The following is a 25,615-nucleotide window of genomic DNA, read 5'->3' on the forward strand; positions in this document are numbered from 1 at the left end:
CCGTGTTGTATGCCGGCATCGGCGGGCTGGCGGCATTTCTCGTCATTGGTCAATTCGACCTGAAATTCGCCAGTTACAAGTTCATTGCGATGGCCTCGTGCTTCCTGGGCCTGATCTATTCCCAGCGCTTGCAAACAATCACCGGCGAACAAGGCAACAAATAGCGCACAGCTCTTGAGCTGGGCGAACGCCAAGGGCAACCCTGGGGGTGCCGTTGTAGGAGGCCCGCCCTCGGGCCGATGCCGTGGAGGTTGCGACGGCGCGCAAATCGGGGCGAGGGCGCCCCCGCCCACAGGGCTGGCCAATACCAACAAATAACGATGAAAGAGCCTTTTCGTAGTAGCCGAGTGCCGAGGGCGTGCTCGCTTCTTCAACCAGCAACGGCAGGATTGCAGAGCTATCCCAGAATTTCACCGCGCCGACTCGCGCTCTTCCAGCAAAGCCTGGAGTACGCTGGCATGCTGCAGTGCTACGGGGAGCGGTGCCAAACGACAGGCCGTTCCATGGCCTCGCCGCAGGATGCCTTTGCGTTCCAGAAGCGCAAGCTCGTCCGATTGGCCGTTTTCACTCACGACCGGGATGAGCCGGGCGGCCGGCCGGTCGTGGTCGGTGATGAGGATGGTCTCGCCGTGGCGCACTTGTTCAATCAGCGCACTCAACTGATTTTTGGTGGCGGATATTGAGGCGGTTTTCATTTGGCCATTATAGCCATTCAGTTACGCAGCGCCGCGTGTACCGACCGCCGACGAGAAGCCATCGATCACCGGCTGGATCAGGCTGCGCTTGAGCTTGAGCGCGGCCTGATTGACGATCAGGCGCGAACTGATGTCGCTGATGTGTTCCACCGCGACCAGGCCGTTGGCCTTGAGGGTGCCGCCGGTGGAAACCAGGTCGACGATGACGTCGGACAGGCCGACCAGCGGGGCGAGCTCCATCGAGCCATACAGCTTGATGAGGTCGATGTGCACGCCCTTGCCGGCAAAGTGTTCGCGCGCGGCGTTGACGTACTTGGTGGCGACGCGGATGCGCGCGCCCTGCTTTACCGTGCCGGCGTAGTCGTAGCCTTCGCGCACGGCGACCATCATGCGGCAGCACGCGATCTGCAGGTCGAGCGGCTGATAGAGGCCGTTGCCGCCGTGTTCGTTGAGCACATCCTTGCCGGCAATGCCAAGGTCGGCGGCGCCGTATTGCACGTAGGTCGGGACGTCGCTGGCGCGCACGATGATGAGCCGCACGTCGGCGCGGTTGGTGCCGATGATGAGCTTGCGCGAGGACTCGGGGTTCTCGGTCGGCGTGATGCCTGCCGCCGCCAGCAGCGGCAGCGTTTCTTCAAAGATGCGGCCCTTGGACAGGGCGAGGGTGATTCCGGTGTAGGTCATGATGGCTTGTATCAGGGGTTGCATTTATTCAACCCGGATTATCCATTGAAATGCGGGGACGAATCGCCGCGCAACAGATTCGCGCTGTTGTAGGAGGCCCGCCCTCGGGCCGAATGCGGGCGGTTGTCCGGTGCGGGCAATCGCGGCGAGGGCGCCGCTCCTACAGGTCTGCGCTGTTGTAGGAGGCCCGCCCTCGGGCCGAAGCCTTGGCGGTTGCGGCGGTGCGAAATTCGGGGCGGGGCGCCCCTCCTACAGGTCCGCGCTGTTGTAGGAGCCCCCGCAAGGAGGAGGCCGTGGTTGTAAAAGCCGACGAGTCGGCAACAACCACGCACGCCCACCCTCGGGCCGAAGCCTTGTCGGTTGCGGCGGTACGAAATTCGGGGCGGGGGCGCCCCTCCCACAGGGGGGATACCCTGTGGGCCGTGCTGTCATCGCGAGCCCGCAGGGCGTGGCGATCCAGCGCTCTTCGATTCCGCTGGCATTCTGAATTGCTTCGCACTGCTCGCAATGACGGCATCTGCATGGCTCCAGTGCACGCGCCGGATGCGCGCGCCGCCGAGGATGGCCATGATGAGCAGGGGCAACTCGGACGAGTGGCCGAACGGCAGTAGCAGGGGACGACTGGCGACCACGAGGCGGGATTGAACATACGGGGAATCTCATGCCACTTTCCCCTCGTTCAATCCGCAAAATTTCGGATGACCATAAAGCCTTCGCGCTCGGCCGCCAGACTCAAGCGGGTATCCAGGCATACGAATTGCCAACCTTTCGGTCTATGCTCGCAGACAAGCAGCGCTGCTGCCAATTGCAGTGAATCGGCGGCGCGCAGAGGGTGAAGCCGCAGCAGGCGTTGAGCGATCTGGCGCACGCCGTCCAGGGGTTGCACTTCATGCCAGGCTGCCTGCAGCGCTGCCAATTGACCCAGCGCCAGCGTGATTTCTGTCGAATCAAGCTTGGCTTCACGTTCGAGCCTGGCCAAGGCGGAAGCGCACTCGACCGGGGTTCCCCACCATGCAACGATTTCAGGATTGTTTTCGTAATAGCCGAGTGCTGAGGGCGTGCTCGCTTCTTCAACCAGCAACGGCAGGATTGCAGAGCTATCCCAGAATTTCACCGCGCCGACTCGCGTTCTTCCAGCAAAGCCTGGAGTGCGCTGGCATGCTGCAGTGCTACGGGGGGCGGTGCCAAACGACAGGCCGTTCCATGGCCTCGCCGCAGGATGCCTTTGCGTTCCAGAAGCGCAAGCTCGTCCGATTGGCCGTTTTCACTCACGACCGGGATGAGCCGGGCGACCGGCCGGTCGTGGTCGGTGATGAGGATGGTCTCGCCGTGGCGAACTTGCTCAATCAGCGCACTCAACTGATTTTTGGTGGTGGATATTGAGGCGGTTTTCATTTGGCCATTATAGCCATAATTATATTGGGGCAGTTACGCGGCGATCCAGGATGCTTCGACTCAGCGGGCGTTCTGGATTGCTTCGCGTTGCTCGCAATGACGGCGGCAGCATATTTCAGTGCGCGCGCCTGATGCGTGCGCCCAGCTGGGTGAGCTTTTCCTCGAGGCGTTCGTAGCCGCGGTCGAGGTGGTAGATGCGCTCGATGGTGGTCTCCCCTGCTGCGACCAGGCCGGCCAGCACCAGGCAGGCGGAGGCGCGCAGATCGGTCGCCATGACGATGGCGCCGTCCAGCCGCGGCACGCCGCGCACTAAAGCAGTGTGGCCGGACACTTCGATGTTGGCACCCAGACGGCGCAGTTCCTGGACGTGCATGAAGCGGTTTTCGAAAATGGTTTCGGTGACGCTGGCCGCACCCTCGGCAATGCAGTTCATCGCCATGAACTGCGCCTGCATATCGGTGGGAAACGCCGGGTGCGGCGCAGTGCGCACGTCCACCGATTTCAGCTTGCCGTCGGATACGACTTCGATCCAGTCGTCGCCAACGCTGACCTTGGCCCCGGCTTCGCGCAGCTTGCTCATCACCGCGTCGAGCGTGTCGGGCTGGGTATGGGTGGTGCGCACGCGGCCGCCGGTCATGGCGGCGGCGACCAGAAAGGTGCCGGTCTCGATGCGGTCGGCCATCACGGAATAGTCCGCACCGTGCAGCGTGTCGACACCGTGAATGGTGATGATGTCGCCGCCCGCGCCTTCGATGTTGGCGCCCATCGCGACCAGGCAGCGCGCCAGGTCGACCACTTCGGGTTCGCGCGCGGCATTTTCCAGCACGGTGGTGCCGTCGGCCAGCGCGGCGGCCATCATCAGGTTTTCGGTGCCGGTGACGGTCACCATGTCCATCACGATGCGCGCGCCCTGCAGGCGCTTGCAGCGGGCGTGGATGTAGCCGTGCTCGATGCTGATGTCGGCCCCCATCGCCTGCAGACCCTTGATGTGCAGATCGACCGGGCGCGAGCCGATAGCGCAGCCGCCGGGCAGCGAAACGCGTGCCTCGCCGAAGCGCGCCAGCGTCGGCCCCAGCACCAGGATGGCGGCACGCATGGTTTTCACCATTTCGTAGGGCGCTTCCTTGTGCGGGATGGATTCGCCGCACAGGGTGACGTGGTTCTGGTCGTCGAGGGTGACGCGCACGCCCATGTGGCCGAGTAGCGCCAGCATGGTGCTGATGTCCTTGAGGTGCGGCACATTGGCCAGCCGCAGCGGCTCGGCGGCAAGCAGGCTGGCGGTCAGGATCGGCAGCGCGGCGTTCTTGGCGCCGGAAATGCGCACTTCGCCGTCCAGCGGATTGCCGCCATGAATCAGCAGGGCGTCCATTCAGCGCGCAGCCCAGTCTTCGGGGGTATAGGTCTTCATCGACAGCGCATGGATCTCCGCGTGCATGCGCGAACCGAGTGCGTCGTACACCAGCCGGTGCTGCTGGATCATGTTCTTGCCGGTGAAGGCCGGGCTGACGATCACCGCCTGAAAATGCTGGCCGTCGCCGTCCAGTTCGATGTGGTCACACGGCAGTTTCTCGGTGATCCAGCCTTTGATGTCGTCGGGGGTAACCATGCGTGTTGTGCCTCTTCAGTGTCTGAGTTTGTAGCCGCTTTTCAGCAGCGCCAGAGTGAGCGCGGATATTGCCACAAAGCAGGCACTGGCGACCAGCAAACCGAGCCAGGGATCGGTGTCGGACTGGCCGACAAACGCATAGCGAAAGCCGTCGATCAGGTAGAACACCGGGTTGGCATGCGAGATCCCCTGCCAGAAGGGGGGCAGTGAATGGATCGAGTAGAACACGCCGGACAGGAAGGTGAGCGGCAGGATGAGGAAGTTCTGGAATGCCGCCAACTGGTCGTATTTTTCCGCCCAGATGCCGGCGACGATGCCGATCGCGCCCATGATGGCGCAGGCCAGCAGCGCATACGCCAGCAGCCAGCCCCAGTGCGGCATCTGCCACGGGGCGAACCACAGGGTCACCACCCAGACGCCAAGCCCGACCACCAGGCCGCGGATCACCGCCGCGCCCAGATAGGCCAGGAAAAATTCCAGGTAGGACAGCGGCGGCAGCAGCACGAACACGATGTTGCCCTGCATCTTCGACTGGATCAGGCTGGACGAGCTGTTGGAGAACGCGTTCTGCAGCATGCTCATCATCACCAGCCCCGGCACCAGGAAGCTGGTGTAGGAGACGCCGGGATAGACTTCGACGTGCGCTTCCAGCACATGCGAGAAGATCAGCAGATACAGCAGGGCCGTCACCACCGGGGCGACCACCGTCTGCACCGCCACTTTCCAGAAGCGCAGCATTTCCTTGTAGAAGAGTGCCGGCAATCCGCTCATGTGAACACCCTCGAATCCGTCACGCCGGCGTCCATCCCCGAAAGAGGCAATTCCGGGATGACGCGCCGCATTCGGGGCGAGGGCGCCCCGAATTTCGCGCCGTCGCAACCACCACGGCTTCGGCCCGGGGGCGGGCCTCCTACAACAGCGCGGACCTGTAGGAGGGGCGCCCTCGCCCCGAATTTCGTGCCATCGCAATCACCACGGCTTCGGCCCGGGGGCGGGCCTCCTACAACAGCGCGGACCTGTGGGAGGGGCGCCCTCGCCCCGATTTTCGTGCTCATGTGCGTTTCATGATGTCGGTGAAGACATCCTCCAGATCGGGTTCCTGCAGCTGCATTTCGAGCACGCGGATGCCGGCGCCGCGCAGGTCGGCGAGGAGGGTTTCCAGATCGGCATACTCGCTGAAATTGATGCGCCAGCTGCCGTCGGCGTCATGCTGCAGGCGGGTCTGCCAGGCGGCGGGAAGGGTTTCGCCCTGCAGCCGCAGCTGCGCGCAATGCTCGTTGGTCAACTGCAGCAGGTTGCGGGTGGTGTCACAGGCGACGACGCGACCGCTTTTCAGCATGGCGATGCGGCCGCACAGGGCCTCGGCCTCTTCCAGGTAATGCGTGGTCAGGAGGATGGTGTGCCCCTCGCGGTTGAGGCGGCTGATGAATTCCCACAGCGAGCGGCGCAGGTCGACGTCGACCCCGGCGGTCGGCTCGTCGAGCACGATGACCGGCGGCTTGTGCACCAGCGCCTGCGCCACCAGCAGGCGGCGCTTCATCCCACCCGACAGGCTTTGCGTGTTTTTGTCGGCGTGCGGGGCGAGATCGAGGTGGTGCATGATCTCGTCGATCCAGCCGTCGTTGTGCCTGAGTCCGAAATAGCCGGACTGGATGCGCAGGGTTTCGCGCACGTTGAAAAAGGGATCGTAGACCAGTTCCTGCGGCACCACGCCAAGCGCGCGTCGCGCCTGGCGATAGTCGCGCACCACGTCGTGGCCCATGATGGCCGCGTGGCCGGCGTCGGCGCGGGTGAGCCCGGCCAGAATCGAAATCAGCGTGGTCTTGCCGGCGCCGTTGGGGCCGAGCAGGCCGAAAAACTCGCCCGGCTGGATGTCGAGCGAGACGCCATCGAGCGCCTGGGTGGTGCCAAAGTGCTTGCGCAGATCGCTGACGCGGATCGCGGGGCTTGCCTGGCTCATGCAGGCAACAGCTCGGACACCCCGTACAGCTCGGCCAGGGTGGCGAAGCTGGTCGGCAGGCCGGTGCAGGCAAGGCTGCGGCCGGCTTGCCGGGCCTGTCGCATGGCGCTGAAGATGAGGGGGAGCGCAGCCGAATCGGCGGTTTCGACGCCGCTGAAATCCAGCGTGTCAACACCCTTGGCAAGCTGCGGCTGCAATTCGCGCAGCAGGCCGCCGACGCTGTCGACGGTCACCGCACCGGTGATGCGACAGCCGTTGCCCTCACATGCAATCATGAGCCGGGTCGCGGCGCCGGCTTGGCCTCACCGCGTGCAGACTGGGCAGCCAGCGTTTTGATCAGCCCGTCAATCCCGTTCTGGCGAATGGTGCTGGCAAAGGATGACCGGTAATTGGTCACCAGGCTGACGCCGTCGATCGTCACGTCATAGACCTTCCAGCCGAAAGCCGTTTTGTACATGCTGTAGTTGATGGGAATCGGTTGCCCGCCCGGCTGGAGGATTTCGGAGCGCACGGTCACATCGGTGTCGTCCGGCTTCATCGTCAGCGGTTTGAATTCGACGACCTGGTCGGTGAACGCGGTGAGCGAACTGGAATAGGTGCGCACCAGCAGGTTGCGGAATTCGGTCACCAGTTTCTGTTTCTGCTTGGCGGTGGCACGTGGCCAGTGCCTGCCGAGGGCCAGCTGGGTCATGCGATTGAAGTCAAAGTTAGGCAGAATTTTGGCTTCGACCAGCTGATACACCTTGGCCAGGTTGCCGCGCTGAAGCTCCTTGTCCTGTTTCAGGATGGTGATAACTTCCTGCGTGGTGGTACGTGCCAGCACGTCGGGCGGGGTGTCGGACGGCATGTTGGCGGCGAGCGCCGCAGGCGCATTGAACCCCAGCAGCAGTGCCAGCAACGGCATTAAAAATGAGCGCAACATATCAAGTATTCCTGTTCGAGAAAATCGGGGGACAAATCGGCGCGGCGCAGATCGGCAAGGCTAAGCGTAGACGCCCGCTGCTTACCGGAGTTCACCCGACAGGCGCGCCAACTGCGCCACATTCATGTTGTAGTCGTTGACCGTACGCAAATATTCGGTCTGTGCCAGGGTATAGTTCCTGATCGCGTCGGCCACCTTGTCGGCGCTTTCGAGCCCGGCCGAAAAATCGGCCAGCGACGCCACCATCCAGCGCCGCGCCGCTGCGGCGCCTGCGGCCAGATCGCGCTGTGAATCATGGTTGGCCCGGGCGTTTGCATAGGCCTCGCCCACTTCAAACGGAATGCCGGCCACCGCAAAAGCCTTCTTGTGGTTGAGCGCTTCCAGTTCGGCCTGCGCCTGATTGACGCGGGCATTCGTCGCACCGAACACGCTGTCCCATTTCACGCCCACCACCGGGGTGAGACCGCCGCCATTGAAGGGGTCGTTGAGGTAGGGGTTGTCCAGCCGCTCGCGCTGCGAGGCATAGTTGAACTGCCCGATCACGCCAGCGTAGACGTCCGGCATGCGATCCGCTTTTTTGGCGGCCACCAGGGCACGGCGGGTGCGCAGTCCCGCTTCGAGCTGCTGCATTTCGGGACGCTCCAGCAAGGCGCGCGACTGGAATTCGGCCAGATCGATCTGCGGGAAAGTCACCGGCTCGATCCGTGCATCGGCCACCGTGAGATCAGATTTCAGCCCCGCGCCGGTCAGCACTTTCAAGCCATCGAGGCTGATTTTTTCGACCGCGCGTGACTGGTGCACATACTTGGCCAGCATCCCTTTTGCGGTTTGCAGCGCATACAGGTCGGATTGCCTGGATTCGCCGGTTTCTTCCTTGAGGTTGCGCTCGACCGAGGTGATGGCCTGATTCAGCCGCCCCTGCATGTCTTCCAGGAAAACCCGGGTATCACGCGCGGTCAGATAGCCGAAGTAGGCACGCTTGGTGTCATACACCGTGTCGCCGCGCGTCTGCTTGAGTTCGCCGCGCTTGAGGTCGACATTGCCCTGCGCCGCCTCGCCGTAGCGCTCGATCTTGCCGAAGGTATAGAGCGGCTTGATCAGCGCGAAGTCGAGGTGGGTCCAGTCGGAAACGCCGTTAAAGCTGTTGCCGTCGGAGCGTGGCGTCGTTCCGCTGTAGGTGTTGCCGTCCTGATAGAACCCGCCCTCCACTTTCGGCGCCAGCCCCACAAAGGCGTTGGCGTTGAGCCGCCAGCCCGCTTTGCCCTGTACTTCCTGCAACATGCCGCGCGCGGCTTCGACCACCTGTTCGCGCTCCTTGATGCGGGGATCGGCGGCGAGGCTCATTTCCACCGCCTGCTGCAGGTTGATGGTCTCTGCCTGCCCAGGCAGGGTGGTCAGCAGCACGCCGGCTGCCAGGAGGGTATGGGTGAGTGCGTTGCGTTTCATTGAGGCGCTCCTTCTTGAGCTTGGCCGTACATAAACCGTCCGATCAGATTCTCCAGCACCACGGCTGACTGGGTGATGAAGATCTGGTCCTGGTCCTTCAACATTTTGCTGTCGCCACCCGCTTCCAGCCCGACATATTGTTCGCCCAGCAAACCCGAGGTCATGATGGCGGCAGCGGTGTCCTTGGGAAAAGCATAGCGGTTATCCAGCCGCAGGGTAACGGCGGCTTCGAATGTTTCATTGTCGAAACGGATATCCGCCACCCGGCCAACCACCACGCCGGCGCTTTTAATCGGCGCACGCGGCTTGAGCCCGCCGATATTGTCGAAACGGGCGACAACTTCGTAGCTGTTCGACGCGCTGACGACGCTCGTGCTGCCGACCTTGAGCGCCAGGAACAGCAACGCGGCAATGCCTGCGACGACGAATAATCCCACCCAGAGATCGAGTACGGTCTTGTTCATTTAATTGAGTCCCCGAAACATGAATGCGGTCAAAACAAAATCCAGCGCCAGCACGACCAGGCTGGAGGTCACCACGGTGCGCGTGGTGGCGCCCGATACGCCTTCGGCGGTCGGCGGTGCGTCATAGCCTTCGAACAGCGCGATGGTGGTGATGGCGACGCCGAACACCACGCTCTTGATGACGCCGTTCAAAATATCCTGCTCGAGATCGACCGCGCTCTTCATCTGCGACCAGAACGCCCCTTCGTCCACCCCGATCAACTGCACGCCGACCAGATAGCCGCCGAAAATCCCCATCGCCGAGAACAGCGCGGCCAGGAGCGGCATCGAAATCACCCCCGCCCAGAAGCGCGGCGCCACCACACGGGCGATCGGGTCCACCGCCATCATTTCCATCGCCGACAGTTGCTCGGTCGCCTTCATCAGGCCGATCTCGGCGGTGATGGCCGATCCGGCACGGCTGGCGAACAAAAGCGCCGCCACCACCGGCCCCAGTTCGCGCACCAGGGACAGCGCCACCAGAATGCCCAGCGCCTCTTCCGCGCCGTAGGTCTGCAATGTCTCGTAGCCCTGCAAGCCGAGCACCATGCCGACAAACAGCCCCGACACCAGAATGATGATGAGCGAGAGCACGCCGGTGAAGTACATCTCGCGGATGGTCAGCCCGAAGCGGCGGAATGCGGTGCCCGAGTGCAGCAGGACCGCGACGAAGAAACGGGCCGCAAAGCCGATGCGCCAGACGGCCTGTATGGCGCGGTTTCCCAGGTTTTCAATCGATCGCTTAAGCACGCTGTTTCCCCCGTCGCAAGTCGTCGGCATAAGGCGGCGCCGGATAATGGAACGGCACCGGGCCGTCGGCCTCGCCATGCACGAACTGGTGCACGTACGGCAAGTCGGACGCCCGGATCTCTGCTGCGGTGCCTTCGGCGACGATCACACCTTCCGAGACGAAATAAATGTAATCGACGATCTTAAGCGACTCCTGCACGTCGTGGGTCACCACCAGCGAGGTCAGCCCCAGGGTGTCGGTCAGGCGACGGATCAGATTGCCGGTGATGCCCAGCGAAATGGGGTCGAGCCCGGCAAACGGCTCGTCGTACATCACTAGCATGGGGTCGAGCGCAATCGCGCGCGCCAGCGCCACCCGCCGCGCCATGCCGCCGGAGAGCTCAGCCGGCATCAGGTGCGAAGCGCCGCGCAGGCCCACCGCATGCAGCTTCATCAGCACCAGGTCACGGATGGCGTCTTCCGGCAGATCGGTGTGCTCGCGCAACTGGAACGCCACGTTGTCGAACACCGAGATGTCGGTGAACAGCGCGCCGAACTGGAACAGCATGCCCATCTTGCGGCGCAGGCGGTAGAGGCCGGCCTCGTCGAGTTCGCCCAGCGACTCGCCCGCCACGCGCACTGTTCCCTGGCCGGGCTTGATCTGCCCGCCAATCAGACGCAAAAGCGTGGTTTTGCCGCAACCGCTGCTGCCCATGATGGCAATGACCTGCCCGCGCCGGGCGCTCAGGGTGATGCCCTTCAAAACCGGGCGGTCACCATAGCCAAATTCGACATCCTCGATTTCGACCAGATTGTCGTTTTGCAAGAAATCCAGCCTGTATTTTTGTTAAGGGCAGCTATTTTACCGAAGCACGCCCCCGCCACCGCAATCATGCAGGCGTTTTTAAACCGCTATTCACTATTCAGTAGCCCATCACCTGCTTCAGGGTGTTGATCTGTTCCAGCAAATCGGCATTGCCGCTGCGACTGAATACAAACAGGGGCTCACCCGTCGTCGCCTGCTGCGTGATGCGTTGTGCCAGCGCACGCAGGTCGGGGGCCTCGTCCAGCCACCAGACATGCTGGGCTTCCCACGCCGGCGTTGCCAGCAGCACCCGCGCCGAATCGGGTTTTGCAGACGCTGCATCACCCGGCTCCAGCACGAAATAGAAGCTGTCCCGGGTGTCGTACAGCCATTGCGCCCAGGTCGCTTTGGATGCGGCCTGCCAGACCGCTGCCGGCAGATAGACCGCCTGGAATTGCGTGTTGTAATAAGACAACAGCCAGTCATCCGGCAGGTCATCGGGATAAAACCCGCCCCGCCACGCGGCATGCTGCCAGCCGCGGGCGCCGACCAGAACAAGGGGATTGGATGTCATGGCAAAGGCGTCAGGCGCGGCGCCAGGTGGTGCCGCCTGCTCCGTCTTCCAGCACGATGCCGGCCGCGGTCAGCTCGTCGCGGATGCGGTCGGAGCCGGCGAAGTCTCGCGCCTTGCGCGCTGCCTGGCGCGCGGCGATGAGGGCCTCGATTTCGGCTTCGGAGAGGCCGCCGGGCGCGGCCCCCGCCTGCAGGAAGTCCGCCGCATCGCGCTGCAGCAGGCCGAGCACCCCGCCGAGGCTACGCAGGATCTGCGCGGCGTCGTCGTCGCCCCGGTTGGCCTCGCCGGCCAGATCGAACAGCACCGCGAGGGCTTCCGGGGTATTGAAGTCGTCGTCCATTGCCGCGCGGAAACGCTGCGCCGCAGGCTGGCTCCAGTCGGGCGCGGCCGCCGTCAGCGGCGCGTGCTTCAGCGCGGTATACAGGCGCGTCAGCGCGCCTTTGGCGTCGTCCAGATGCGCATCCGAATAGTTCAGCGGGCTGCGGTAGTGCGCGCGCAGGATGAAGAAGCGCACCACTTCGGCGTCGTATTGCGCCAGCACCTCGCGAATGGTGAAGAAGTTGCCCAGCGACTTGGACATTTTTTCGTTGTCCACCCGCACGAAGCCGTTGTGCATCCAGTAGTTGACGAATGTGCAGCCGTTCGCGCCTTCGGACTGGGCGATCTCGTTTTCGTGATGCGGAAACTGCAGATCCTGGCCGCCGCCGTGGATGTCGAAATGCTTGCCGAGCAGGTCGGCGCTCATCGCCGAGCATTCGATGTGCCAGCCGGGGCGCCCCGGCCCCCACGGCGAGTTCCACACGGGTTCGCCCGGTTTGGCGGCTTTCCACAGCACGAAATCCATCGGGTCGCGCTTGCTGGGATCGACCCCCACCCGCTCGCCCGCGCGCAGCTCGTCGAGGCTTTTGCCGGACAGGCGGCCGTAGGCGGGGAAGGCTCGCACGCTGTAATAGACGTCGCCATTCGGCGCCGGGTAGGCCAAGCCGTTCTTGATCAGTTGCTCGATCAGCACCAGCATCTGCGCCACATATTCGGTGGCGCGCGGCTCGTGGTCAGGCGGCAGCACGCCGAGCGCGCGTTCGTCCTCGTGCATCGCGGCGATGAAGCGCCCGGTCAGCGCGGCCGGAGTTTCGCCGTTGTCCGCAGCGCGCTTGATGATCTTGTCGTCGATGTCGGTGATGTTTCTCACGTACTCGACCTGATAGCCACTCGCACGCAGCCAGCGCGTCACCATGTCGAACACCACGAATACCCGCGCGTGCCCCAGATGACACAGGTCGTACACGGTCATGCCGCAGACGTACATGCGGACCTGGCCAGGGGTGAGCGGAACGAATTCTTCCTTGGTGCGGGTGAGGGAGTTGGTGATGTGCAGCATGGTGCGGATTCAGGCCAAAGGCGAAATGACAGGGGGGCGCAATGAGGCGGCGTGTCGATTGGTGAAATATCCGGGCTAAAATGCCGGCTTATCCGAGATGATCCGAGCATATCACATGGCTTTGTCGCGCTTTTTCGCCGCCGTTGTCGCCTGTGCCCTCCTCGCCGGCACGCCTGTTCTGGCCGATGAAATCCAGGAAATCAACCAGCAGTACCGCCAGGGCGACCTGACCGGTGCGCTCGACCGCGCCAACCGCTTTCTGGCCCAAAATCCGCAGGATGCGCAGGCACGCTTTTTGAAAGGCCTGATCCTCGCCGACCAGGGCAAGACCAACGATGCCATCGCCGTGTTTACCGGGCTGACCGAGGACTACCCCGAGCTGCCCGAGCCCTACAACAACCTGGCGGTGATCTACGCCTCGCAAAGCAAGTATGAAGCGGCCAGGTACGCGCTTGAAATGGCGATCCGCGCCCATCCCGGCTACGCCACCGCACATGAAAACCTCGGCGACATTTATGTCAAAATGGCGTCGATTTCGTATGAAAAGGCACAGGCGCTGGACAGCACGAATACGACTGCGCAAACCAAGCTCACGCTGATCCGGAACATGCTCGGGGAACAGCCAGACAAGCCGGCAACGGCCAAGCCCCTGCCGGACCCCAGCCAGCCCGCACCGGCCAGATAAGGCCATGCACCCGCCCCGATGCCGCAAAAACGGCCACCGGAAGCTCTTTTACCTTACTTTTCTTTAGGACACACATGGTCAAGCTGCACACCAATCACGGCATCATCACCCTCGAACTCGACGCCGAGAAAGCGCCGAAAACGGTGGAAAGCTTCCTGCAATACGTGCGCGACGGGTTTTTCGACGGCACGGTTTTCCACCGCGTGATCGACGGCTTCATGATCCAGGGCGGCGGCTTCGAGCCCGGCATGACGCAAAAGCCCACCCGTGGCCCGATCGAGAACGAAGCCGCCAACGGCCTGAAAAACGAGGCCTACACCGTCGCCATGGCGCGCACTTCCGATCCCGGTTCGGCCACCGCGCAGTTCTTCATCAACATCGCCAACAACAGCTTCCTCAACTTCACTGCGCCCACGCCGCAGGGCTACGGCTACGCCGTGTTCGGCAAGGTCGTCGAAGGCACGGACGTGATCGACAAGATCAAGAAGCTGAAAACCGGCAACCGCGCCGGGCACCAGGACGTGCCGCTGGAAGACGTGGTCATCACCCAGGCGGAAATCGTCTGAAGACGAGCCCGCCCTCGCCGGGAACAACAGGTCGCAGCTTCTTTGTTGCCGACCTGCACCTGACTGACGAACGCCCGGTCGCCACCGGGCGTTTTTTTCGCTTTCTGCAGGAAGACGCTGCCGGTGCGGATGCGCTCTACATCCTCGGCGACCTGTTCGATGCCTGGGTCGGCGACGACCACGACGCGCAGGTGGCGCACGACACCGCGCGCCAGCTCAAGTCCCTCGTTGATGCAGGCACGCCGGTGTATTTCATGCACGGCAACCGCGACTTCATGCTGGCCGCGCGCTACGCCGCACAGTCCGGCATGACGCTGCTGGCCGACCCCGCCCGGATTGATCTGTATGGCGTGCCGACGCTGCTGATGCACGGCGATACGCTGTGTACCGACGACACCGCCTACCAGGCGTTTCGCCGCCGGGTGCGGCACCCGCTGACGCTAGCGTTGCTGCGCCGCCTGCCGCTGGCGCTGCGCCACCGCCTGGCACGTCAGGCGCGGGCGGGCAGCGAAGCGGCCAAGGCCGGCAAGCCGGCCGAAATCATGGATGTGAATGCCGAGGAAGTGGTGCACGTGCTGCGCGAGCGACAGGTCTGCCGCCTGATCCACGGCCATACCCATCGGCCGGCGCGGCATCTGCATGCGATCGATGGACAGGACTGCGAGCGCTGGGTGGTGCCGGACTGGTATGCCCGCTGGGGCTATGTGGCGTGCGACGCCGCCGGCTGTGCGCTCAGGATTGAATATTTAGCGTAAAACTCGCGCAGCGACTCGTTCGTCCCCTCGCCCGCTTGCGGGAGATAACCAACGACTTGCCCGCTTGCGCAGCTTATTTGATCCGGCCAAGTGAGGTTTGAAGTAGGCGCACCCGCAAGGGGCAGGCCGTCGCTGTAAAGCCGACAAGTCGGCAACAGCCACGCACCGGCGCCGCGCAACCGCCAGCATTCGGCCCGGGGGCGGGCCTCCCACACAAGCGCTCACCTGCAGGAGGGACGCCCTCGCCACGAATTAACCCGGATTGTCTATTGGCCGCTTTGTGGCGGGTCCGCTGCAGTCGCAGGGCCACTATGCCTCAAACAACTCCGAGTGGGTGCCGGCACGAACGAAGTTGATCAGCTTGCCCTCGACCTGGTAGATCAGCAGGAAGTCGCCGCCGACGTGACACTCCCGATGGTCGGCCCATTCGCCCTTGAGCGGGTGATCGAGCCACTCCGGCCCGAGCGGGGCATCGTTGGCAATGAGCAACAGCATCACCTCCTTGAGCCGCTTCATGTCGTAGCGGCCGGAGCGCGAGAGCCGTTCCCAGTCTTTTTGAAACGCCTTGGTGTAGTCCGTTGCCCGCGGCAGCGGCGCCCGTTTAGCGCTGACGGGTTTTTTCGAGGTCATCGAACAAGGCTTCAGCAGTCTCGAAACGCGCCTGGCGGGCCTTCATCATCGCGCGCGACTCTTCAATGGCGGCTTGTGTCGGGGCGTTCGGCACCTTCAGTTCCAGCGGAAAGGCCTGGTCATTGACCACGCGCTTGAGCAAAATACGCACGGCATCCGAAACGGACAAGCCCATGGCTGCCAGGGCCTCGCTGGCCTGAGCCTTCACTTCGTCGTCCACGCGGACGTGCAGCATCGAGGTATGCGCCACGGTATGACCCTCCTATAAAATTTGCATTATGTATCTCTTTTGAGACGCATTCAAGTCAGCCATTAACAGAGCCCCGAGCATGTGGCACGTCAGGCGCGGACGGGCAGCGAAGCGGCCAAGGCCGGCAAGCCGGCCGCGATCAAGGATGTGAATGCCGAGGAAGTGGTGCACGTGCTACGCGAGCGACAGGTCTGCCGCCTGATCCACGGCCATACCCATCGGCCGGCGCGGCATCTGCATGCGATCGATGGACAGGACTGCGAGCGCTGGGTGGTGCCGGACTGGTAAGCCCGCTGGGGCTATGTGGCGTGCGACGCCGCTGGCTGTGCGCTCCGGGTTGAAAATTTAATCTGAATTTTTCACCACAGAGGCACAGAGGAAAAAAACAGGATATTGCGGCACGCTCGCGATCCCCCATCGGGTAAGCCAGTCGAATGACACCTGGTTTAACGGGTTTCTCTGTGTCTCTGTGTCTCTGTGTCTCTGTGCCTCTGTGGTTCAACCGCTTTTCCAGGTTCATGACGGCGCGTTGATCGCCGTCATGCCTTCCGGCACGCGGAACAGTTCGGGCTGCAGGGGGTGTTTCGATTCGCTTTCAAGCTGCCGCGTGCGTCCGGTGTACTCGCGTTCCTCCAGCGGCAGGCCGAGTTTGAGCGTGGCGCCGGATTCCCACACCAGGTTCGCCAGATCACAGTCGTGCTGCAGTTCACGCGGCGACGCCTCCCATACGCGGTACTGCATGGCGGCCAGCACGAATTTCAGCTCGGCCATCGCGCGTGCCGCATCCGGCGCGGCAGCACGGGCGGCCACGCCCTCGCTGCACACCACCTCCTTCAGCACCAGACTGAAACGCTGCGTGCCCGGCGCGGCCGGCTGCGTGTCGAGACGGGGTTTCCAGCCAGCGGGTTTGGGCGGCAAGGCGCCGGCAGTGAACACCATCGCCAGCTTGTTGTCGCGCGTGACGTTGGTGACCTGGCGCTGGCGGCGGTCAAGCAGCAGGAAGTCGCCGTCGTCATTGCCGTCATCCATGCGCATATAGTCCGCGGTGACCAGGATGCGCGTCAGGTAGGACGGATCGCCGGGATCCTGGTCGACATAACGCAATGCGATCATGTCGGCCGCGTGGACAGTACCAACCCCCAACAGGAACAACATCAGCCACGTTCTCATTCTGCAAACCCTCGTATCAGATCATTCTGGATATCGGCCAGCGATTCCAGCCCCACCGCGATGCGCACCAGGCCGTCGCCGATGCCGGCCGCCGCGCGCTGTTCCGCCGTCACGCGGCTGTGCGTGGTGGTGGCCGGATGGGTGATGGTGGTCTTGGTGTCGCCCAGGTTGGCTGTGATCGACAGCATTTTGGTCGCGTCGATCAGCTTCCACGCGGCCGCCTGGCCGCCCTTGAGCTCGAACGCGACGATGCCGCCGCCGGTTTTCTGCTGTGCCATCGCCAGTTGGTGCTGCGGGTGCGACGGCAGGCCGGGATACCACACACGCGCAACCTGCGGCTGTGCTTCCAGCCATTGCGCCAGCGCCAGCGCGTTTTTCGAATGCGCCTCCATGCGCAGCGCAAGCGTCTCCATGCCCTTCAGGATCACCCAGGCGTTGAACGCCGACAGCGTCGGCCCGGCGGTGCGCAGGAAGGTATAGACGCCTTCCATCAGCGCCTGGCTGCCGAGCACCGCGCCGCCGAGCACCCTGCCCTGGCCGTCGAGATACTTGGTAGCGGAATGGATCACGATGTCGGCGCCGAGTTTCAACGGCTGTTGCAGCGCCGGCGAACAGAAGCAGTTGTCGACCGCGAGCCACGCGCCTGCCTCGTGCGCGATATCGGCGAGCGCGCGGATGTCGCTCACTTCGGTGAGCGGATTGGACGGCGACTCGACGAAGAACAGCCTGGTATTCGGCTTCACCGCCGCGCGCCACTCGGCCGGGTCGGTCGGCGACACATAGGTCGTCTCGATGCCGAAGCGGCCGAGGATGTTGGAAAACAACTGGACCGTCGAGCCGAAAATCGAGCGCGACGCGACGACATGCTCGCCGGCCTTCATCAGCCCCATCACGGTCGCCAGGATCGCCGCCATGCCGGACGCGAACGCCACGCAGCGCTCGGCACCTTCGAGCGCCGCCAGCCGGTCTTCCATCATGCTGACGGTGGGGTTGGTGAAGCGCGCGTAGATCGGGCCGGGCTGCTCGCCCTTGAAGCGCGCCGCCGCCTCGGCCGCGCTAGCGAACACGAAGCTGGAGGTGAGGAACAGTGCCTCCGAATGCTCGTTGAACTGGCTGCGCACCGTGCCGGCGCGGACGCCCAGCGTTTCGATGTCGTATTCGTCGTGGTTCATGTTCGACTCCAAAATAAAAAAACCCCGAACAGCGCGCGCGATTCGGGGTTTCCCTGGCGACGCTTTAGCCGTATTTATTGAGCGCCCGCAAGCTGAGGTTCAAATCGGCGCCTACTGCATTACGCGACCAAATTTACGCCCGGCGCCCCGCGGGGTCAACCGTTATTCGTCGCCAGGTTGAGGTCGAGTTGCTGGGTCGACAGCGCCGCCAGCGACGGGGTTTCACCGTTGCGCACGGCTTCGACGTAATTGAGGTACTCCAGGGTGACGTCGCCGGTGATGTAACGGCCGTCGAAGCACGAGGTATCGAAGTCGGGAATCTCGGGGTTGCCCGCACGCACCACGTTGACCATGGCGTCGAGATCCTGGTAGATCATCGCATCGCAGCCGATTTCGCGCGCGATCTCCGCGTCGGTGCGGCCGTTTGCGATCAGCTCGTTGCGTGTCGGCATGTCGATGCCGTACACGTTTGAAAAGCGCACCGGCGGCGAGGCCGAAGCGAAGTACACCTTCTCGGCACCGGCATCGCGCGCCATCTGCACGATCTCGCGGCTGGTGGTGCCGCGCACGATGGAGTCGTCGACCAACAGCACGTTCTTGCCCTTGAATTCTTCGCCGATGGCATTGAGTTTCTGCCGCACCGATTTCTTGCGCAGCGCCTGCCCCGGCATGATGAAGGTGCGCCCGATGTAGCGGTTCTTGATGAAGCCTTCGCGGTACGGCACGTTGAGGTGATTGGCCAGCTGCAGCGCGGAGGGCCGGCTGGTATCGGGAATCGGAATCACCACGTCGATCTTCAGGTGGGCGAATTCGCGTTTGATTTTTTCGGCCAGCGAAACGCCCATCGCCAGACGCGCGCTGTAGACCGAGACGCCGTCTATCACCGAATCCGGGCGCGCCAGGTAGACGTATTCGAAAATGCAGGGATTGAGCACTGACTTGTCACTGCACATGCGGCTGTGCAACTGGCGCTGGTAATCGATGAACACCGCCTCGCCCGGCGCCACGTCACGCAGCAAGCGAAAGCCCAAGGCGTCGATCGCCACGCTTTCCGACGCCACGATGTATTCGTGCGGCAGGACCTGATCGTTGATGCCGATCACCAGGGGGCGAATGCCGTACGGGTCGCGGAACGCCAGCAGGCCATAGCCGGCGATGAAGGCGGTCACCGCATAGGCACCCTTGCAGCGCGCATGCACGCCAGCGACGGCGCCGAAAATCGTGTCCAGACTGAGTTGTCGCCCGGAGGCACGCACCTGAAGTTCATGCGCCAGGACGTTCAGCAACACCTCGGAATCCGAATTGGTGTTGACGTGGCGCAGGTCGGTGCGGAACAGCGATTCCTTCAGTTCGTGGGTGTTGGTGAGGTTGCCGTTGTGCCCGAGGACGATGCCATACGGCGAGTTCACGTAGAACGGCTGCGATTCGGCCGACGACGACGCGCTGCCCGCGGTGGGATAGCGCACATGGGCCACCCCCATGTCGCCCAGCAGGCTGCGCATGTCGCGGGTGCGGAACACGTCGCGCGCCAGCCCCGGCCCCTTGTGCAGGTGAAAGCGGCTTTCCTCCGCGGTCACGATCCCCGCCGCATCCTGCCCGCGATGCTGCAACACCATCAGGCCGTCGTACAGGAACTGATTGGCTGCCGAATTGGCAACAACTCCGATTACCCCGCACATGCTGCGCACCTATTCATAAAATTGGGTCTTAAAAACCTCAGTTCATTTACCACAGAGATATGTCCCGCAGGGACGGTATCCCTTGGGACACAGAGAAAACAACAGGTTGCAGAAAGACTTACCGTCGCCAAACCGGAGAATGATACGTACAGGACTTCGTTCCTTGTTTTTCAACTCTGTGCCTCTGTGACTCTGTGGTTAACTGCTTTTTCCGGGATCACTCAAAACGAACGTATTTCGCCACGTTTGTCGGCAGCAGCGGCAAGGCGCGCTGCGCCATCGCCTGCAGGCTGTCCGACAGCATGGCCTGTTTCCAGAAGTCGGTGCGCGGCAGCGAGGTCAGCCCGGCGGCAAGTGTCAGGCCGATCAGAATCACCAGCCCCTTGGCCAGCCCCACCACCCCGCCCAGCACCTTGTCGGCACCGCCCAGTCCAACCGCCTTGACCAGCGAGGCCAGCACATGCCCCAGCAGCAGCACGCCGATCAGCACCAGCAGAAAGATCACCGCAAAGCCGGCAAAATAGCGGATCGCCGGGTTTTCGGTCCCGATCGGCAGCAGCGGCGCCACCATCAACGCACCCCACTTGCCCAGCATAAACGCCAGCACCCAGGCCGCCAGCGAGAACAGCGTGTCGACCATGCCGAGCATCAGGCCGCGCACCACGGTGAGGATCAGCACCAGCACCACAATGAGGTCGAGCATGCTCACTTTGTAAGGATCTGCCCGGTCATGCCGTTTTCGGCCAGTTTCACCGCGGCCGCCACAGCGGCTTCGCGCGAGGGATAGGGACCCACCCGCACGCGCGTCAAGGCACCCACCTTGTCCGTATAGGCCGGCAAGCCGGCCTCGGCGGCGCGCGCCTTGAGTGCCTGGGCCTTGGCGGAATCGGACAGGGCGGCCAGTTGCACCACGAATGCCTCGCTGGCTGCTTGCGGCGCAGGCGCCGCAGCGGGCTTGGGCAGCGGGGGCGGAACGGACACGGGTTCGACCGGTGCCGCTTTGACTGGTTCAGGTTTGGGGGCGGGCTCGGCCTGAGGCACCGGCTTGGCGGGTTCGACCTGAGGCGCGGGTTGCGACGCGGGCGGGGATGGCGGCGCGGCTGCCACGTCGGGTTCGTCTGCCGGATCCGGCTGCGCCGCGGTATCGAGCACCGGTTGCGGTGCGGCCTCCATGTGCACGGCCAGCGAACTCGCCGGCGGCGGCTCGTCTTCCAGCAGCAGCGGCAGCACAATCACCGCCAACAAGGTCAGCGCAACCGCGCCAATCAGGCGGCGCCGGGCAAGGCGTTTGAGGTCATTTTCACTGCTGGATGGCGGCATGGTCGAGGACGGCAGCTACGGTATGGAACGAACCGAAGACGAGAATTCTATCACCTTCGCGCGCCGCGCTTTGCGCCTCCGCGAGCGCCGTGTTCACATCCGGCTGCACGCTGATCGGTGCGCTGCCCGCATGCACGCGCAGGGTGGCGGCCAGCGCCGCGGCATCCTGCGCCCGCGGCGAGTCGGGCCTGCACGTCCACCACGCATCGATCTCGCCCTGCAATGCGGCGAACACGCCCGCCGTATCCTTGTCGGCCAGCATGCCCACCACCGCCAGCGTGCGCCCGGCCACCGGCTGCTCGCGCAGGGTGGCGGCCAGCGCCCGCGCCGCTTCCGGGTTGTGCGCCACGTCGAGAATGACGTCAGGCGCACGGGCAATGCGCTGGAACCGCCCCGCCACACGTGCCTGCGCCAGCCCCTGGCGGATCGCCGCCTCGCTCACCGGCAGGCGGGCGCGCACGGCCTCCAGCGCCGCCAGCGCAGCGGCTGCATTGCGCAACTGGAAGGTGCCCGCCATGGCGGGCAGCGGCAGTGCCGGCCAGCTGACAGCCTGACCGCGATAGGTCCACTGGTCGCCCTCGCGCTGCGCGGAAAAGTCCCGCTCCACGCAACGCAGGTCGGCGCCGATTTGCCGGGCATGCTCGAGCAGACTAGCGGGCGGCGCAGGGTCAGCGCAAATGGCGGGGCGGCCCGCACGGTAGATCCCCGCTTTCTCGAAGCCGATTTGCTCGCGGGTGTCGCCCAGATATTCCATGTGGTCGAGATCGACGCTGGTGACGATCGCGGCCTCTGCGTCGAACACGTTCACCGCGTCGAGCCGCCCGCCCAAACCGACCTCAAGTATGGCCACGTCGACGCTGGCGTCGATGAACTGCGCCATCGCGCCCAGCGTGCCGAATTCGAAATAGGTCAGCGAGGTGTCGCCGCGCGCGGCGTCGATCCGCTCAAACGCCTGCACCAGTTCGGCGTCGGGGGATTCCTGCCCGGCGATCCGCACCCGCTCGTTGTAGCGCAGCAGATGCGGCGAGGTGTAAAGGCCGGTTTTGTAACCGGCGGCACCGAGGATGGCTTCCAGATAGGCGCAGGTGGAGCCTTTGCCGTTGGTGCCGCCGACGAGGATGAGCGGGAAAGCCGGCGCCAGGCCCATCGCATCCCTGACCCGGCACACCCGGTCGAGACCCAGTTCGATGGTGCTGGGATGCAGCCGCTCCAGCCGCGCCAGCCAATCGGCCAGCGAAAGACCCGAGCGTGTCACCACAGCCCTACGCAGCCAGCGCGGGCCGGCCCATCATCATCGCCAGCGCGGCGGCGAGTTCGTCGCGCATCTGGCGGCGGTCGATGATGCGGTCGACGGCGCCCTTGTCGACCAGGAACTCCGCACGCTGAAAGCCTTCCGGCAGCGTCTCGCGCACCGTCTGCTCGATCACGCGCGGGCCGGCAAAGCCGATCAGCGCATTGGGCTCGGCGACGATCAGGTCGCCCAGCATGGCGAAACTGGCCGACACGCCGCCCATGGTGGGGTCGGTCAGCACCGAAATGAAGGGCAGGCGGTTGCGCGACAACTGCGTCAGCGCGGCCGAGGTTTTTGCCATCTGCATCAGCGAAAACAGGCCTTCCTGCATGCGCGCGCCGCCGCTGGCGGCAAAGCAGATGAAGGCCGAGTTCGATTCGATCGCCGCTTCCACGCCGAGGACAAAACGTTCGCCCACCACCGAGCCCATCGATCCGCCCATGAACTTGAACTCGAACGCCGCCGCCACCACCGGCACCGCCTTGACGCTGCCGCCCAGCACGACCAGCGCGTCGGTTTCCGAGGTGCCGGCCTGCGCTTCCTTCAGGCGGTCTGGATATTTCTTGCCGTCCTTGAATTTCAGCGGGTCGAGCGGCGTCACCTGCGCGCCGATCTCGTGCTGACCCTCGGCATCCAGCAGCATGGCCAGCCGCGCGCGAGCACCGATTCGGTGATGGTGGCCGCACTTGGGGCACACCTCCAGGTTGCTTTCAAGGTCGGCACGGTAGAGCACCTCGTTGCACGCCGGGCACTTCGACCACAGCCCTTCCGGCATCGATTTGCGTGCCTCGACCCGGCGCTTGATTTTAGGCGGCAGTATTTTTTGGAACCAGCTCATGTTTTTCTCCGTTTATCCTTGAAACCGCAGTTGAACCACAGAGGCACAGAGCGCACAGAGGAAAAACAACACCTTGCATGTGTCAGTGCGCCCACCCGATGGGTGAAGGCGGGTTGATAAACAACCCATTGATTTTCTGCCGTTCTCCGTGCCTCTGTGTCTCTGTGGTGGGGTTTTCAGGTTTATTTCGATGCGGCGTCGACGCCGCGGCGCAACTCGGCCACCAGCTGCTTGACGCGGGTGGCGCACTCGCCTTCCGGCGCGGTCTCGATCTCGCTCACGATGCGGCTGCCCACCACCACGGCGTCGGCAATCCGCGCCACCGCCTCGGCGGTCGCCGCGTCACGAATGCCGAAGCCCACGCCGACCGGCAGGTTGCAATGCTTGCGGATGATGGCAAGCTTTTGCGCCACTTCATCCATATCGAGATTGGCCGACCCCGTCACCCCCTTGAGCGAGACGTAGTAAATGAAACCGCCGGCGACCGCCGCCACCTGTTCCACCCGCGATTCGGGCGTGGTCGGCGACAACAGGAAAATCGGGTCGAGACCATATGCCTTGAAGACGTCCGACACACCCGCAGATTCCTCGGGCGGAATGTCCACCGTCAGCACGCCGTCCACCCCGGCCGCCTTCGCCGCCTTGGCAAAGGTCTCGTAGCCCATGTGCTCGACCGGATTGGCATAGCCCATCAGCACCACCGGCGTCGTCGTATTGGTCTTGCGGAATTCCGCCGTCATCGCCAGCACATCTTTGAGCCCGACCTTGTTTGCCAGCGCCCGCTCGGACGCGCGCTGAATCACCGGACCGTCGGCCATCGGGTCGGAAAACGGCACCCCGAGTTCGATGATGTCGGCACCGGCTTCCACCAGCACGTGCATCAGCGGCACCGTCAGCCCCTTTCCGGGATCGCCGGCGGTGATGAAGGGAATCAGGGCTTTCTTGTTGTGCGCTTTGAGCGCGATAAAGGTCTGGCCGATGCGGCTCATGGTTCAGTCTTCTTCAAAATAATCAGTGTCCAGGCGCTTCACCGTATAAACATCTTTGGTGGAAACGCCCAGATCGTGGTCCATCATCAGTTCTGCCAGCATCGGGCCGTCGATCAGAACGACCCGGTGATTCACTTGCGCCGCGTAGTCAGTCGCGCCTTTGGAAAAGCCCGCGCTGGTAATGAAAACGCCTTTGCTTGCCTTGTTCCCCGCCAGCGCACCTACAAATTTCTGAATCTCGGGGCGGCCAACATCCGCCTCCCACCGCTTGGCCTGGATGTAGATCACATCCAGCCCGAGCCGGTCTTCATTGATGATGCCATCGATGCCGCCATCACCACTTTTCCCAACCACCCGCCCCGCGTCTTCCTGCGTGCCGCCATAACCCATCTTCAGCAGCAACTCGACGACCAGTTCCTCAAAACGTGATGGCCTGACGCTTTTGATTCGATCCAGCAACTCGATAGCCAGTGCCTCGCGTATTTGTTTGTAGCCCCCAGCAATGAGTTCGTCGGGTGTTTCAGGATTTACTAAAGCTGACTCAACAAACTTGCTCTCGTCCTTTGGCTTGCCCGCATTAAAAATCACAAACTCAGGAAAGCGCTTCAGATACCTGACATTCAAGGGCTGTGGGTTCTCATTCAGAACCTGCAATCCACGTGCGGTAATCCTGAAAACGCCACGCCGCAAGTTCTCAAGTAACCCCGCCTGTTTGAGATAGCTCTTTGCCCAGCCCACACGGTTATCAAACATACCCTGCTTGCCGCTGGCGAGCTTGATTGAAAGCTCCGTCTCAGTCAGTGCAAACTGCTTTGTCAGCAACGGCAGCAATTCCTGCTTGGTATGTTCCTGACCATCCGCACAGGCTTTCAGAAGCGGCAGGAAAACGCTTTGGAAATCGGGGATAGCCATGCTTACAGCGTAATCCCCGACAGCTTCGCCACGGTGTTGATGTCCTTGTCGCCGCGCTTGGAGGTACGCCCCAATTGAATTTCATTCATGTTCATGTGTTCAAGGCAGGCAGATCAAACCAGACAGCGCTCACTTGCGCGCTGTACGCTTTGCTTGCACGGTAATACGCGTTGTTTGTTCCGTAAGGTTCAGCAACCCTAGCAAGGCCTGATTCACCGCTTCCGAAGTCGGAAAGGCTTTTGCAACCTTGTCGTTCAGCAAAACAAGATTGGTGCCTTTCGAGTAACGTTCAAAGTACTTCCCGCGCACACCCTTGCCCAAGTCCTTGCGCGTGTATTCGGCCCGCATTTCATCTTTAATCTTGCTCATAAATACCTCGCTCGTGTTTAGTCGCCTTGCGGGCGCTGATGATTCTCAAGATGCGGCCACGTTCAACATTGACCACCAGCAACACCCGGTTGCGATCCGACACGCCAAAAGTGAGCAGGCGATGCTCATCCACCGAGTGGTCCGGGTCGTCGAATGTCAGCGCCAGCGGATCGCCAAACACCGTCGCCGCCTCTTCAAACGAAACACCGTGTTTCGCCAGGTTCGCCGCAGCCTTGGCCGCATCCCAAGCAAACTTCAGCATCGCACATTTTCCGCCAGGTGCACGGCCATG

33 protein-coding genes are annotated in these 25,615 nt (G+C 63.2%); 4 read left to right on the forward strand and 29 right to left on the reverse strand.

Features of this window, described 5'->3' with window-relative positions:
* Nucleotides 1-410: 410 nt before the first annotated feature.
* The 16 genes from ABW22_RS01560 to cysS all read right to left on the reverse strand — a co-directional run bounded on the left by ABW22_RS01560 (nt 411) and on the right by cysS (nt 12,697).
* Nucleotides 411-695: a type II toxin-antitoxin system Phd/YefM family antitoxin gene (locus ABW22_RS01560; protein ID WP_059751283.1), complete on the reverse strand. Its 285-nt coding sequence runs from the start codon at nt 693-695 to the stop codon at nt 411-413.
* 21 nt (nt 696-716) lie between these two features.
* Complete coding sequence (gene hisG, locus ABW22_RS01565) at nt 717-1,379, reverse strand: ATP phosphoribosyltransferase (protein ID WP_059751479.1); 663 nt, start codon at nt 1,377-1,379, stop codon at nt 717-719.
* A 679-nt stretch (nt 1,380-2,058) separates the two neighbouring features.
* Nucleotides 2,059-2,493, reverse strand: coding sequence for a type II toxin-antitoxin system VapC family toxin (locus tag ABW22_RS01570; protein ID WP_157648504.1), 435 nt, complete (start codon nt 2,491-2,493; stop codon nt 2,059-2,061).
* A complete protein-coding gene (locus ABW22_RS01575) occupies nt 2,490-2,774 on the reverse strand; it encodes a type II toxin-antitoxin system Phd/YefM family antitoxin (RefSeq protein ID WP_059751286.1) in 285 nt (94 codons plus the stop codon). The genes ABW22_RS01570 and ABW22_RS01575 overlap by 4 nt, the downstream gene beginning before the upstream one ends.
* 115 nt (nt 2,775-2,889) lie before the next feature.
* On the reverse strand, nt 2,890-4,143 hold the full coding sequence (murA, locus tag ABW22_RS01580; protein ID WP_059751288.1) for a UDP-N-acetylglucosamine 1-carboxyvinyltransferase: 1,254 nt from the start codon (nt 4,141-4,143) through the stop codon (nt 2,890-2,892).
* Entirely contained in the window at nt 4,144-4,380 is a 237-nt protein-coding gene (locus ABW22_RS01585; protein WP_059751290.1) for a BolA family protein, read from the reverse strand. It lies immediately after the preceding gene.
* A gap of 15 nt (nt 4,381-4,395) precedes the next feature.
* Nucleotides 4,396-5,151 (reverse strand): ABC transporter permease, encoded by a 756-nt coding sequence (locus tag ABW22_RS01590; RefSeq protein WP_059751292.1) that lies wholly within the window; start codon nt 5,149-5,151, stop codon nt 4,396-4,398.
* 280 nt (nt 5,152-5,431) lie between these two features.
* The gene (locus ABW22_RS01595) at nt 5,432-6,340 is read right to left on the reverse strand and encodes an ABC transporter ATP-binding protein (protein ID WP_059751294.1); all 909 of its coding nucleotides are present in this window, start codon (nt 6,338-6,340) and stop codon (nt 5,432-5,434) included.
* Nucleotides 6,337-6,615, reverse strand: coding sequence for an STAS domain-containing protein (locus ABW22_RS01600; RefSeq protein ID WP_059751296.1), 279 nt, complete (start codon nt 6,613-6,615; stop codon nt 6,337-6,339). The genes ABW22_RS01595 and ABW22_RS01600 overlap by 4 nt, the downstream gene beginning before the upstream one ends.
* On the reverse strand, nt 6,612-7,262 hold the full coding sequence (locus ABW22_RS01605; RefSeq protein WP_059751298.1) for an MlaC/ttg2D family ABC transporter substrate-binding protein: 651 nt from the start codon (nt 7,260-7,262) through the stop codon (nt 6,612-6,614). Before ABW22_RS01605 ends, ABW22_RS01600 begins: the two co-directional genes overlap by 4 nt.
* An 81-nt stretch (nt 7,263-7,343) precedes the next feature.
* Nucleotides 7,344-8,708: a TolC family protein gene (locus ABW22_RS01610; RefSeq protein ID WP_059751300.1), complete on the reverse strand. Its 1,365-nt coding sequence runs from the start codon at nt 8,706-8,708 to the stop codon at nt 7,344-7,346.
* Nucleotides 8,705-9,172 carry an outer membrane lipid asymmetry maintenance protein MlaD gene (gene mlaD / locus ABW22_RS01615; RefSeq protein ID WP_059751301.1) on the reverse strand — a complete coding sequence of 156 codons (468 nt, stop codon included), beginning with the start codon at nt 9,170-9,172 and terminating at the stop codon, nt 8,705-8,707. Before mlaD ends, ABW22_RS01610 begins: the two co-directional genes overlap by 4 nt.
* Entirely contained in the window at nt 9,173-9,961 is a 789-nt protein-coding gene (gene mlaE, locus ABW22_RS01620; protein ID WP_082708345.1) for a lipid asymmetry maintenance ABC transporter permease subunit MlaE, read from the reverse strand.
* Complete coding sequence (locus ABW22_RS01625) at nt 9,954-10,766, reverse strand: ABC transporter ATP-binding protein (protein WP_059751305.1); 813 nt, start codon at nt 10,764-10,766, stop codon at nt 9,954-9,956. Before ABW22_RS01625 ends, mlaE begins: the two co-directional genes overlap by 8 nt.
* Nucleotides 10,767-10,863: 97 nt before the next feature.
* Nucleotides 10,864-11,319, reverse strand: coding sequence for a hypothetical protein (locus tag ABW22_RS01630; protein WP_059751307.1), 456 nt, complete (start codon nt 11,317-11,319; stop codon nt 10,864-10,866).
* Nucleotides 11,320-11,329: 10 nt separating this feature from the next.
* On the reverse strand, nt 11,330-12,697 hold the full coding sequence (gene cysS / locus ABW22_RS01635; RefSeq protein ID WP_059751309.1) for a cysteine--tRNA ligase: 1,368 nt from the start codon (nt 12,695-12,697) through the stop codon (nt 11,330-11,332).
* Between the two features lie 115 nt (nt 12,698-12,812).
* On the opposite strand from cysS, the gene ABW22_RS01640 reads away from it, so the two are divergent.
* From ABW22_RS01640 to ABW22_RS01650, 3 genes are all read left to right on the forward strand, one after another.
* On the forward strand, nt 12,813-13,382 hold the full coding sequence (locus ABW22_RS01640) for a tetratricopeptide repeat protein (protein ID WP_059751310.1): 570 nt from the start codon (nt 12,813-12,815) through the stop codon (nt 13,380-13,382).
* A 74-nt stretch (nt 13,383-13,456) separates the two neighbouring features.
* Complete coding sequence (locus ABW22_RS01645) at nt 13,457-13,948, forward strand: peptidylprolyl isomerase (protein WP_059751313.1); 492 nt, start codon at nt 13,457-13,459, stop codon at nt 13,946-13,948.
* The gene (locus tag ABW22_RS01650) at nt 13,945-14,703 is read left to right on the forward strand and encodes a UDP-2,3-diacylglucosamine diphosphatase (RefSeq protein WP_059751314.1); all 759 of its coding nucleotides are present in this window, start codon (nt 13,945-13,947) and stop codon (nt 14,701-14,703) included. The genes ABW22_RS01645 and ABW22_RS01650 overlap by 4 nt, the downstream gene beginning before the upstream one ends.
* A gap of 309 nt (nt 14,704-15,012) precedes the next feature.
* Here the strand turns inward: ABW22_RS01650 and ABW22_RS01655 are convergent, their stop codons facing one another.
* Together ABW22_RS01655 and ABW22_RS01660 are read right to left on the reverse strand one after the other, a co-directional pair.
* Nucleotides 15,013-15,333 carry a type II toxin-antitoxin system YafQ family toxin gene (locus ABW22_RS01655; RefSeq protein WP_059751316.1) on the reverse strand — a complete coding sequence of 107 codons (321 nt, stop codon included), beginning with the start codon at nt 15,331-15,333 and terminating at the stop codon, nt 15,013-15,015.
* Entirely contained in the window at nt 15,305-15,583 is a 279-nt protein-coding gene (locus ABW22_RS01660) for a type II toxin-antitoxin system RelB/DinJ family antitoxin (protein ID WP_237763189.1), read from the reverse strand. Before ABW22_RS01660 ends, ABW22_RS01655 begins: the two co-directional genes overlap by 29 nt.
* Before the next feature lie 81 nt (nt 15,584-15,664).
* Here ABW22_RS01660 and ABW22_RS17695 point away from each other — a divergent pair, with 81 nt between their 5' ends.
* Nucleotides 15,665-15,871: a hypothetical protein gene (locus ABW22_RS17695; protein ID WP_059751318.1), complete on the forward strand. Its 207-nt coding sequence runs from the start codon at nt 15,665-15,667 to the stop codon at nt 15,869-15,871.
* Nucleotides 15,872-16,099: 228 nt separating this feature from the next.
* Here ABW22_RS17695 and ABW22_RS01670 read toward each other — a convergent pair whose 3' ends face one another.
* The 11 genes from ABW22_RS01670 to ABW22_RS01720 all read right to left on the reverse strand — a co-directional run bounded on the left by ABW22_RS01670 (nt 16,100) and on the right by ABW22_RS01720 (nt 25,585).
* Nucleotides 16,100-16,738: a hypothetical protein gene (locus tag ABW22_RS01670; RefSeq protein ID WP_237763190.1), complete on the reverse strand. Its 639-nt coding sequence runs from the start codon at nt 16,736-16,738 to the stop codon at nt 16,100-16,102.
* An 11-nt stretch (nt 16,739-16,749) separates the two neighbouring features.
* Complete coding sequence (locus ABW22_RS01675) at nt 16,750-17,925, reverse strand: O-succinylhomoserine sulfhydrylase (protein WP_059751322.1); 1,176 nt, start codon at nt 17,923-17,925, stop codon at nt 16,750-16,752.
* 155 nt (nt 17,926-18,080) lie between these two features.
* Entirely contained in the window at nt 18,081-19,604 is a 1,524-nt protein-coding gene (gene purF, locus ABW22_RS01680) for an amidophosphoribosyltransferase (RefSeq protein WP_059751324.1), read from the reverse strand.
* A gap of 217 nt (nt 19,605-19,821) precedes the next feature.
* Complete coding sequence (locus tag ABW22_RS01685; RefSeq protein ID WP_082708346.1) at nt 19,822-20,307, reverse strand: CvpA family protein; 486 nt, start codon at nt 20,305-20,307, stop codon at nt 19,822-19,824.
* 2 nt (nt 20,308-20,309) lie between these two features.
* On the reverse strand, nt 20,310-20,924 hold the full coding sequence (locus ABW22_RS01690; RefSeq protein ID WP_059751328.1) for an SPOR domain-containing protein: 615 nt from the start codon (nt 20,922-20,924) through the stop codon (nt 20,310-20,312).
* Nucleotides 20,905-22,182: a bifunctional tetrahydrofolate synthase/dihydrofolate synthase gene (gene folC / locus ABW22_RS01695; RefSeq protein WP_059751329.1), complete on the reverse strand. Its 1,278-nt coding sequence runs from the start codon at nt 22,180-22,182 to the stop codon at nt 20,905-20,907. The genes ABW22_RS01690 and folC overlap by 20 nt, the downstream gene beginning before the upstream one ends.
* A 4-nt stretch (nt 22,183-22,186) precedes the next feature.
* Entirely contained in the window at nt 22,187-23,053 is an 867-nt protein-coding gene (gene accD, locus ABW22_RS01700; RefSeq protein ID WP_059751331.1) for an acetyl-CoA carboxylase, carboxyltransferase subunit beta, read from the reverse strand.
* 182 nt (nt 23,054-23,235) lie between these two features.
* Nucleotides 23,236-24,042 (reverse strand): tryptophan synthase subunit alpha, encoded by an 807-nt coding sequence (gene trpA, locus ABW22_RS01705; RefSeq protein ID WP_059751333.1) that lies wholly within the window; start codon nt 24,040-24,042, stop codon nt 23,236-23,238.
* Between the two features lie 3 nt (nt 24,043-24,045).
* Nucleotides 24,046-24,954: a restriction endonuclease gene (locus ABW22_RS01710; RefSeq protein WP_059751336.1), complete on the reverse strand. Its 909-nt coding sequence runs from the start codon at nt 24,952-24,954 to the stop codon at nt 24,046-24,048.
* 129 nt (nt 24,955-25,083) lie between these two features.
* The gene (locus ABW22_RS01715; RefSeq protein ID WP_059751374.1) at nt 25,084-25,323 is read right to left on the reverse strand and encodes a hypothetical protein; all 240 of its coding nucleotides are present in this window, start codon (nt 25,321-25,323) and stop codon (nt 25,084-25,086) included.
* Complete coding sequence (locus ABW22_RS01720; protein ID WP_059751376.1) at nt 25,310-25,585, reverse strand: BrnT family toxin; 276 nt, start codon at nt 25,583-25,585, stop codon at nt 25,310-25,312. Before ABW22_RS01720 ends, ABW22_RS01715 begins: the two co-directional genes overlap by 14 nt.
* Between the last annotated feature and the right edge of the window lie 30 nt (nt 25,586-25,615).

The organism is Thiobacillus denitrificans, assembly GCF_001530125.1.
Lineage (GTDB): Bacteria > Pseudomonadota > Gammaproteobacteria > Burkholderiales > Thiobacillaceae > Thiobacillus > Thiobacillus denitrificans_C.

Excerpts from the sequence above, each read along its gene's own strand:
- ABW22_RS01600 (WP_059751296.1), bottom strand. The coding sequence starts at position 6,615 with ATGATTGCATGTGAGGGCAACGGCTGTCGCATCACCGGTGCGGTGACC.
- ABW22_RS01610 (WP_059751300.1), bottom strand. The coding sequence starts at position 8,708 with ATGAAACGCAACGCACTCACCCATACCCTCCTGGCAGCCGGCGTGCTG.
- ABW22_RS01690 (WP_059751328.1), bottom strand. The coding sequence starts at position 20,924 with ATGCCGCCATCCAGCAGTGAAAATGACCTCAAACGCCTTGCCCGGCGC.
- ABW22_RS01605 (WP_059751298.1), bottom strand. The coding sequence starts at position 7,262 with ATGTTGCGCTCATTTTTAATGCCGTTGCTGGCACTGCTGCTGGGGTTC.
- ABW22_RS01685 (WP_082708346.1), bottom strand. The coding sequence starts at position 20,307 with ATGCTCGACCTCATTGTGGTGCTGGTGCTGATCCTCACCGTGGTGCGC.
- ABW22_RS01670 (WP_237763190.1), bottom strand. The coding sequence starts at position 16,738 with ATGTTGTTCCTGTTGGGGGTTGGTACTGTCCACGCGGCCGACATGATC.
- ABW22_RS01720 (WP_059751376.1), bottom strand. The coding sequence starts at position 25,585 with ATGCTGAAGTTTGCTTGGGATGCGGCCAAGGCTGCGGCGAACCTGGCG.
- trpA (WP_059751333.1), bottom strand. The coding sequence starts at position 24,042 with ATGAGCCGCATCGGCCAGACCTTTATCGCGCTCAAAGCGCACAACAAG.
- purF (WP_059751324.1), bottom strand. The coding sequence starts at position 19,604 with ATGTGCGGGGTAATCGGAGTTGTTGCCAATTCGGCAGCCAATCAGTTC.
- mlaD (WP_059751301.1), bottom strand. The coding sequence starts at position 9,172 with ATGAACAAGACCGTACTCGATCTCTGGGTGGGATTATTCGTCGTCGCA.
- ABW22_RS01585 (WP_059751290.1), bottom strand. The coding sequence starts at position 4,380 with ATGGTTACCCCCGACGACATCAAAGGCTGGATCACCGAGAAACTGCCG.
- ABW22_RS01630 (WP_059751307.1), bottom strand. The coding sequence starts at position 11,319 with ATGACATCCAATCCCCTTGTTCTGGTCGGCGCCCGCGGCTGGCAGCAT.
- ABW22_RS01560 (WP_059751283.1), bottom strand. The coding sequence starts at position 695 with ATGAAAACCGCCTCAATATCCGCCACCAAAAATCAGTTGAGTGCGCTG.
- accD (WP_059751331.1), bottom strand. The coding sequence starts at position 23,053 with ATGAGCTGGTTCCAAAAAATACTGCCGCCTAAAATCAAGCGCCGGGTC.
- ABW22_RS01640 (WP_059751310.1), top strand. The coding sequence starts at position 12,813 with ATGGCTTTGTCGCGCTTTTTCGCCGCCGTTGTCGCCTGTGCCCTCCTC.
- ABW22_RS01575 (WP_059751286.1), bottom strand. The coding sequence starts at position 2,774 with ATGAAAACCGCCTCAATATCCACCACCAAAAATCAGTTGAGTGCGCTG.
- hisG (WP_059751479.1), bottom strand. The coding sequence starts at position 1,379 with ATGACCTACACCGGAATCACCCTCGCCCTGTCCAAGGGCCGCATCTTT.
- ABW22_RS01655 (WP_059751316.1), bottom strand. The coding sequence starts at position 15,333 with ATGACCTCGAAAAAACCCGTCAGCGCTAAACGGGCGCCGCTGCCGCGG.
- ABW22_RS01645 (WP_059751313.1), top strand. The coding sequence starts at position 13,457 with ATGGTCAAGCTGCACACCAATCACGGCATCATCACCCTCGAACTCGAC.
- ABW22_RS01595 (WP_059751294.1), bottom strand. The coding sequence starts at position 6,340 with ATGAGCCAGGCAAGCCCCGCGATCCGCGTCAGCGATCTGCGCAAGCAC.
- cysS (WP_059751309.1), bottom strand. The coding sequence starts at position 12,697 with ATGCTGCACATCACCAACTCCCTCACCCGCACCAAGGAAGAATTCGTT.
- murA (WP_059751288.1), bottom strand. The coding sequence starts at position 4,143 with ATGGACGCCCTGCTGATTCATGGCGGCAATCCGCTGGACGGCGAAGTG.
- ABW22_RS01715 (WP_059751374.1), bottom strand. The coding sequence starts at position 25,323 with ATGAGCAAGATTAAAGATGAAATGCGGGCCGAATACACGCGCAAGGAC.
- ABW22_RS01590 (WP_059751292.1), bottom strand. The coding sequence starts at position 5,151 with ATGAGCGGATTGCCGGCACTCTTCTACAAGGAAATGCTGCGCTTCTGG.
- ABW22_RS01710 (WP_059751336.1), bottom strand. The coding sequence starts at position 24,954 with ATGGCTATCCCCGATTTCCAAAGCGTTTTCCTGCCGCTTCTGAAAGCC.
- ABW22_RS01675 (WP_059751322.1), bottom strand. The coding sequence starts at position 17,925 with ATGAACCACGACGAATACGACATCGAAACGCTGGGCGTCCGCGCCGGC.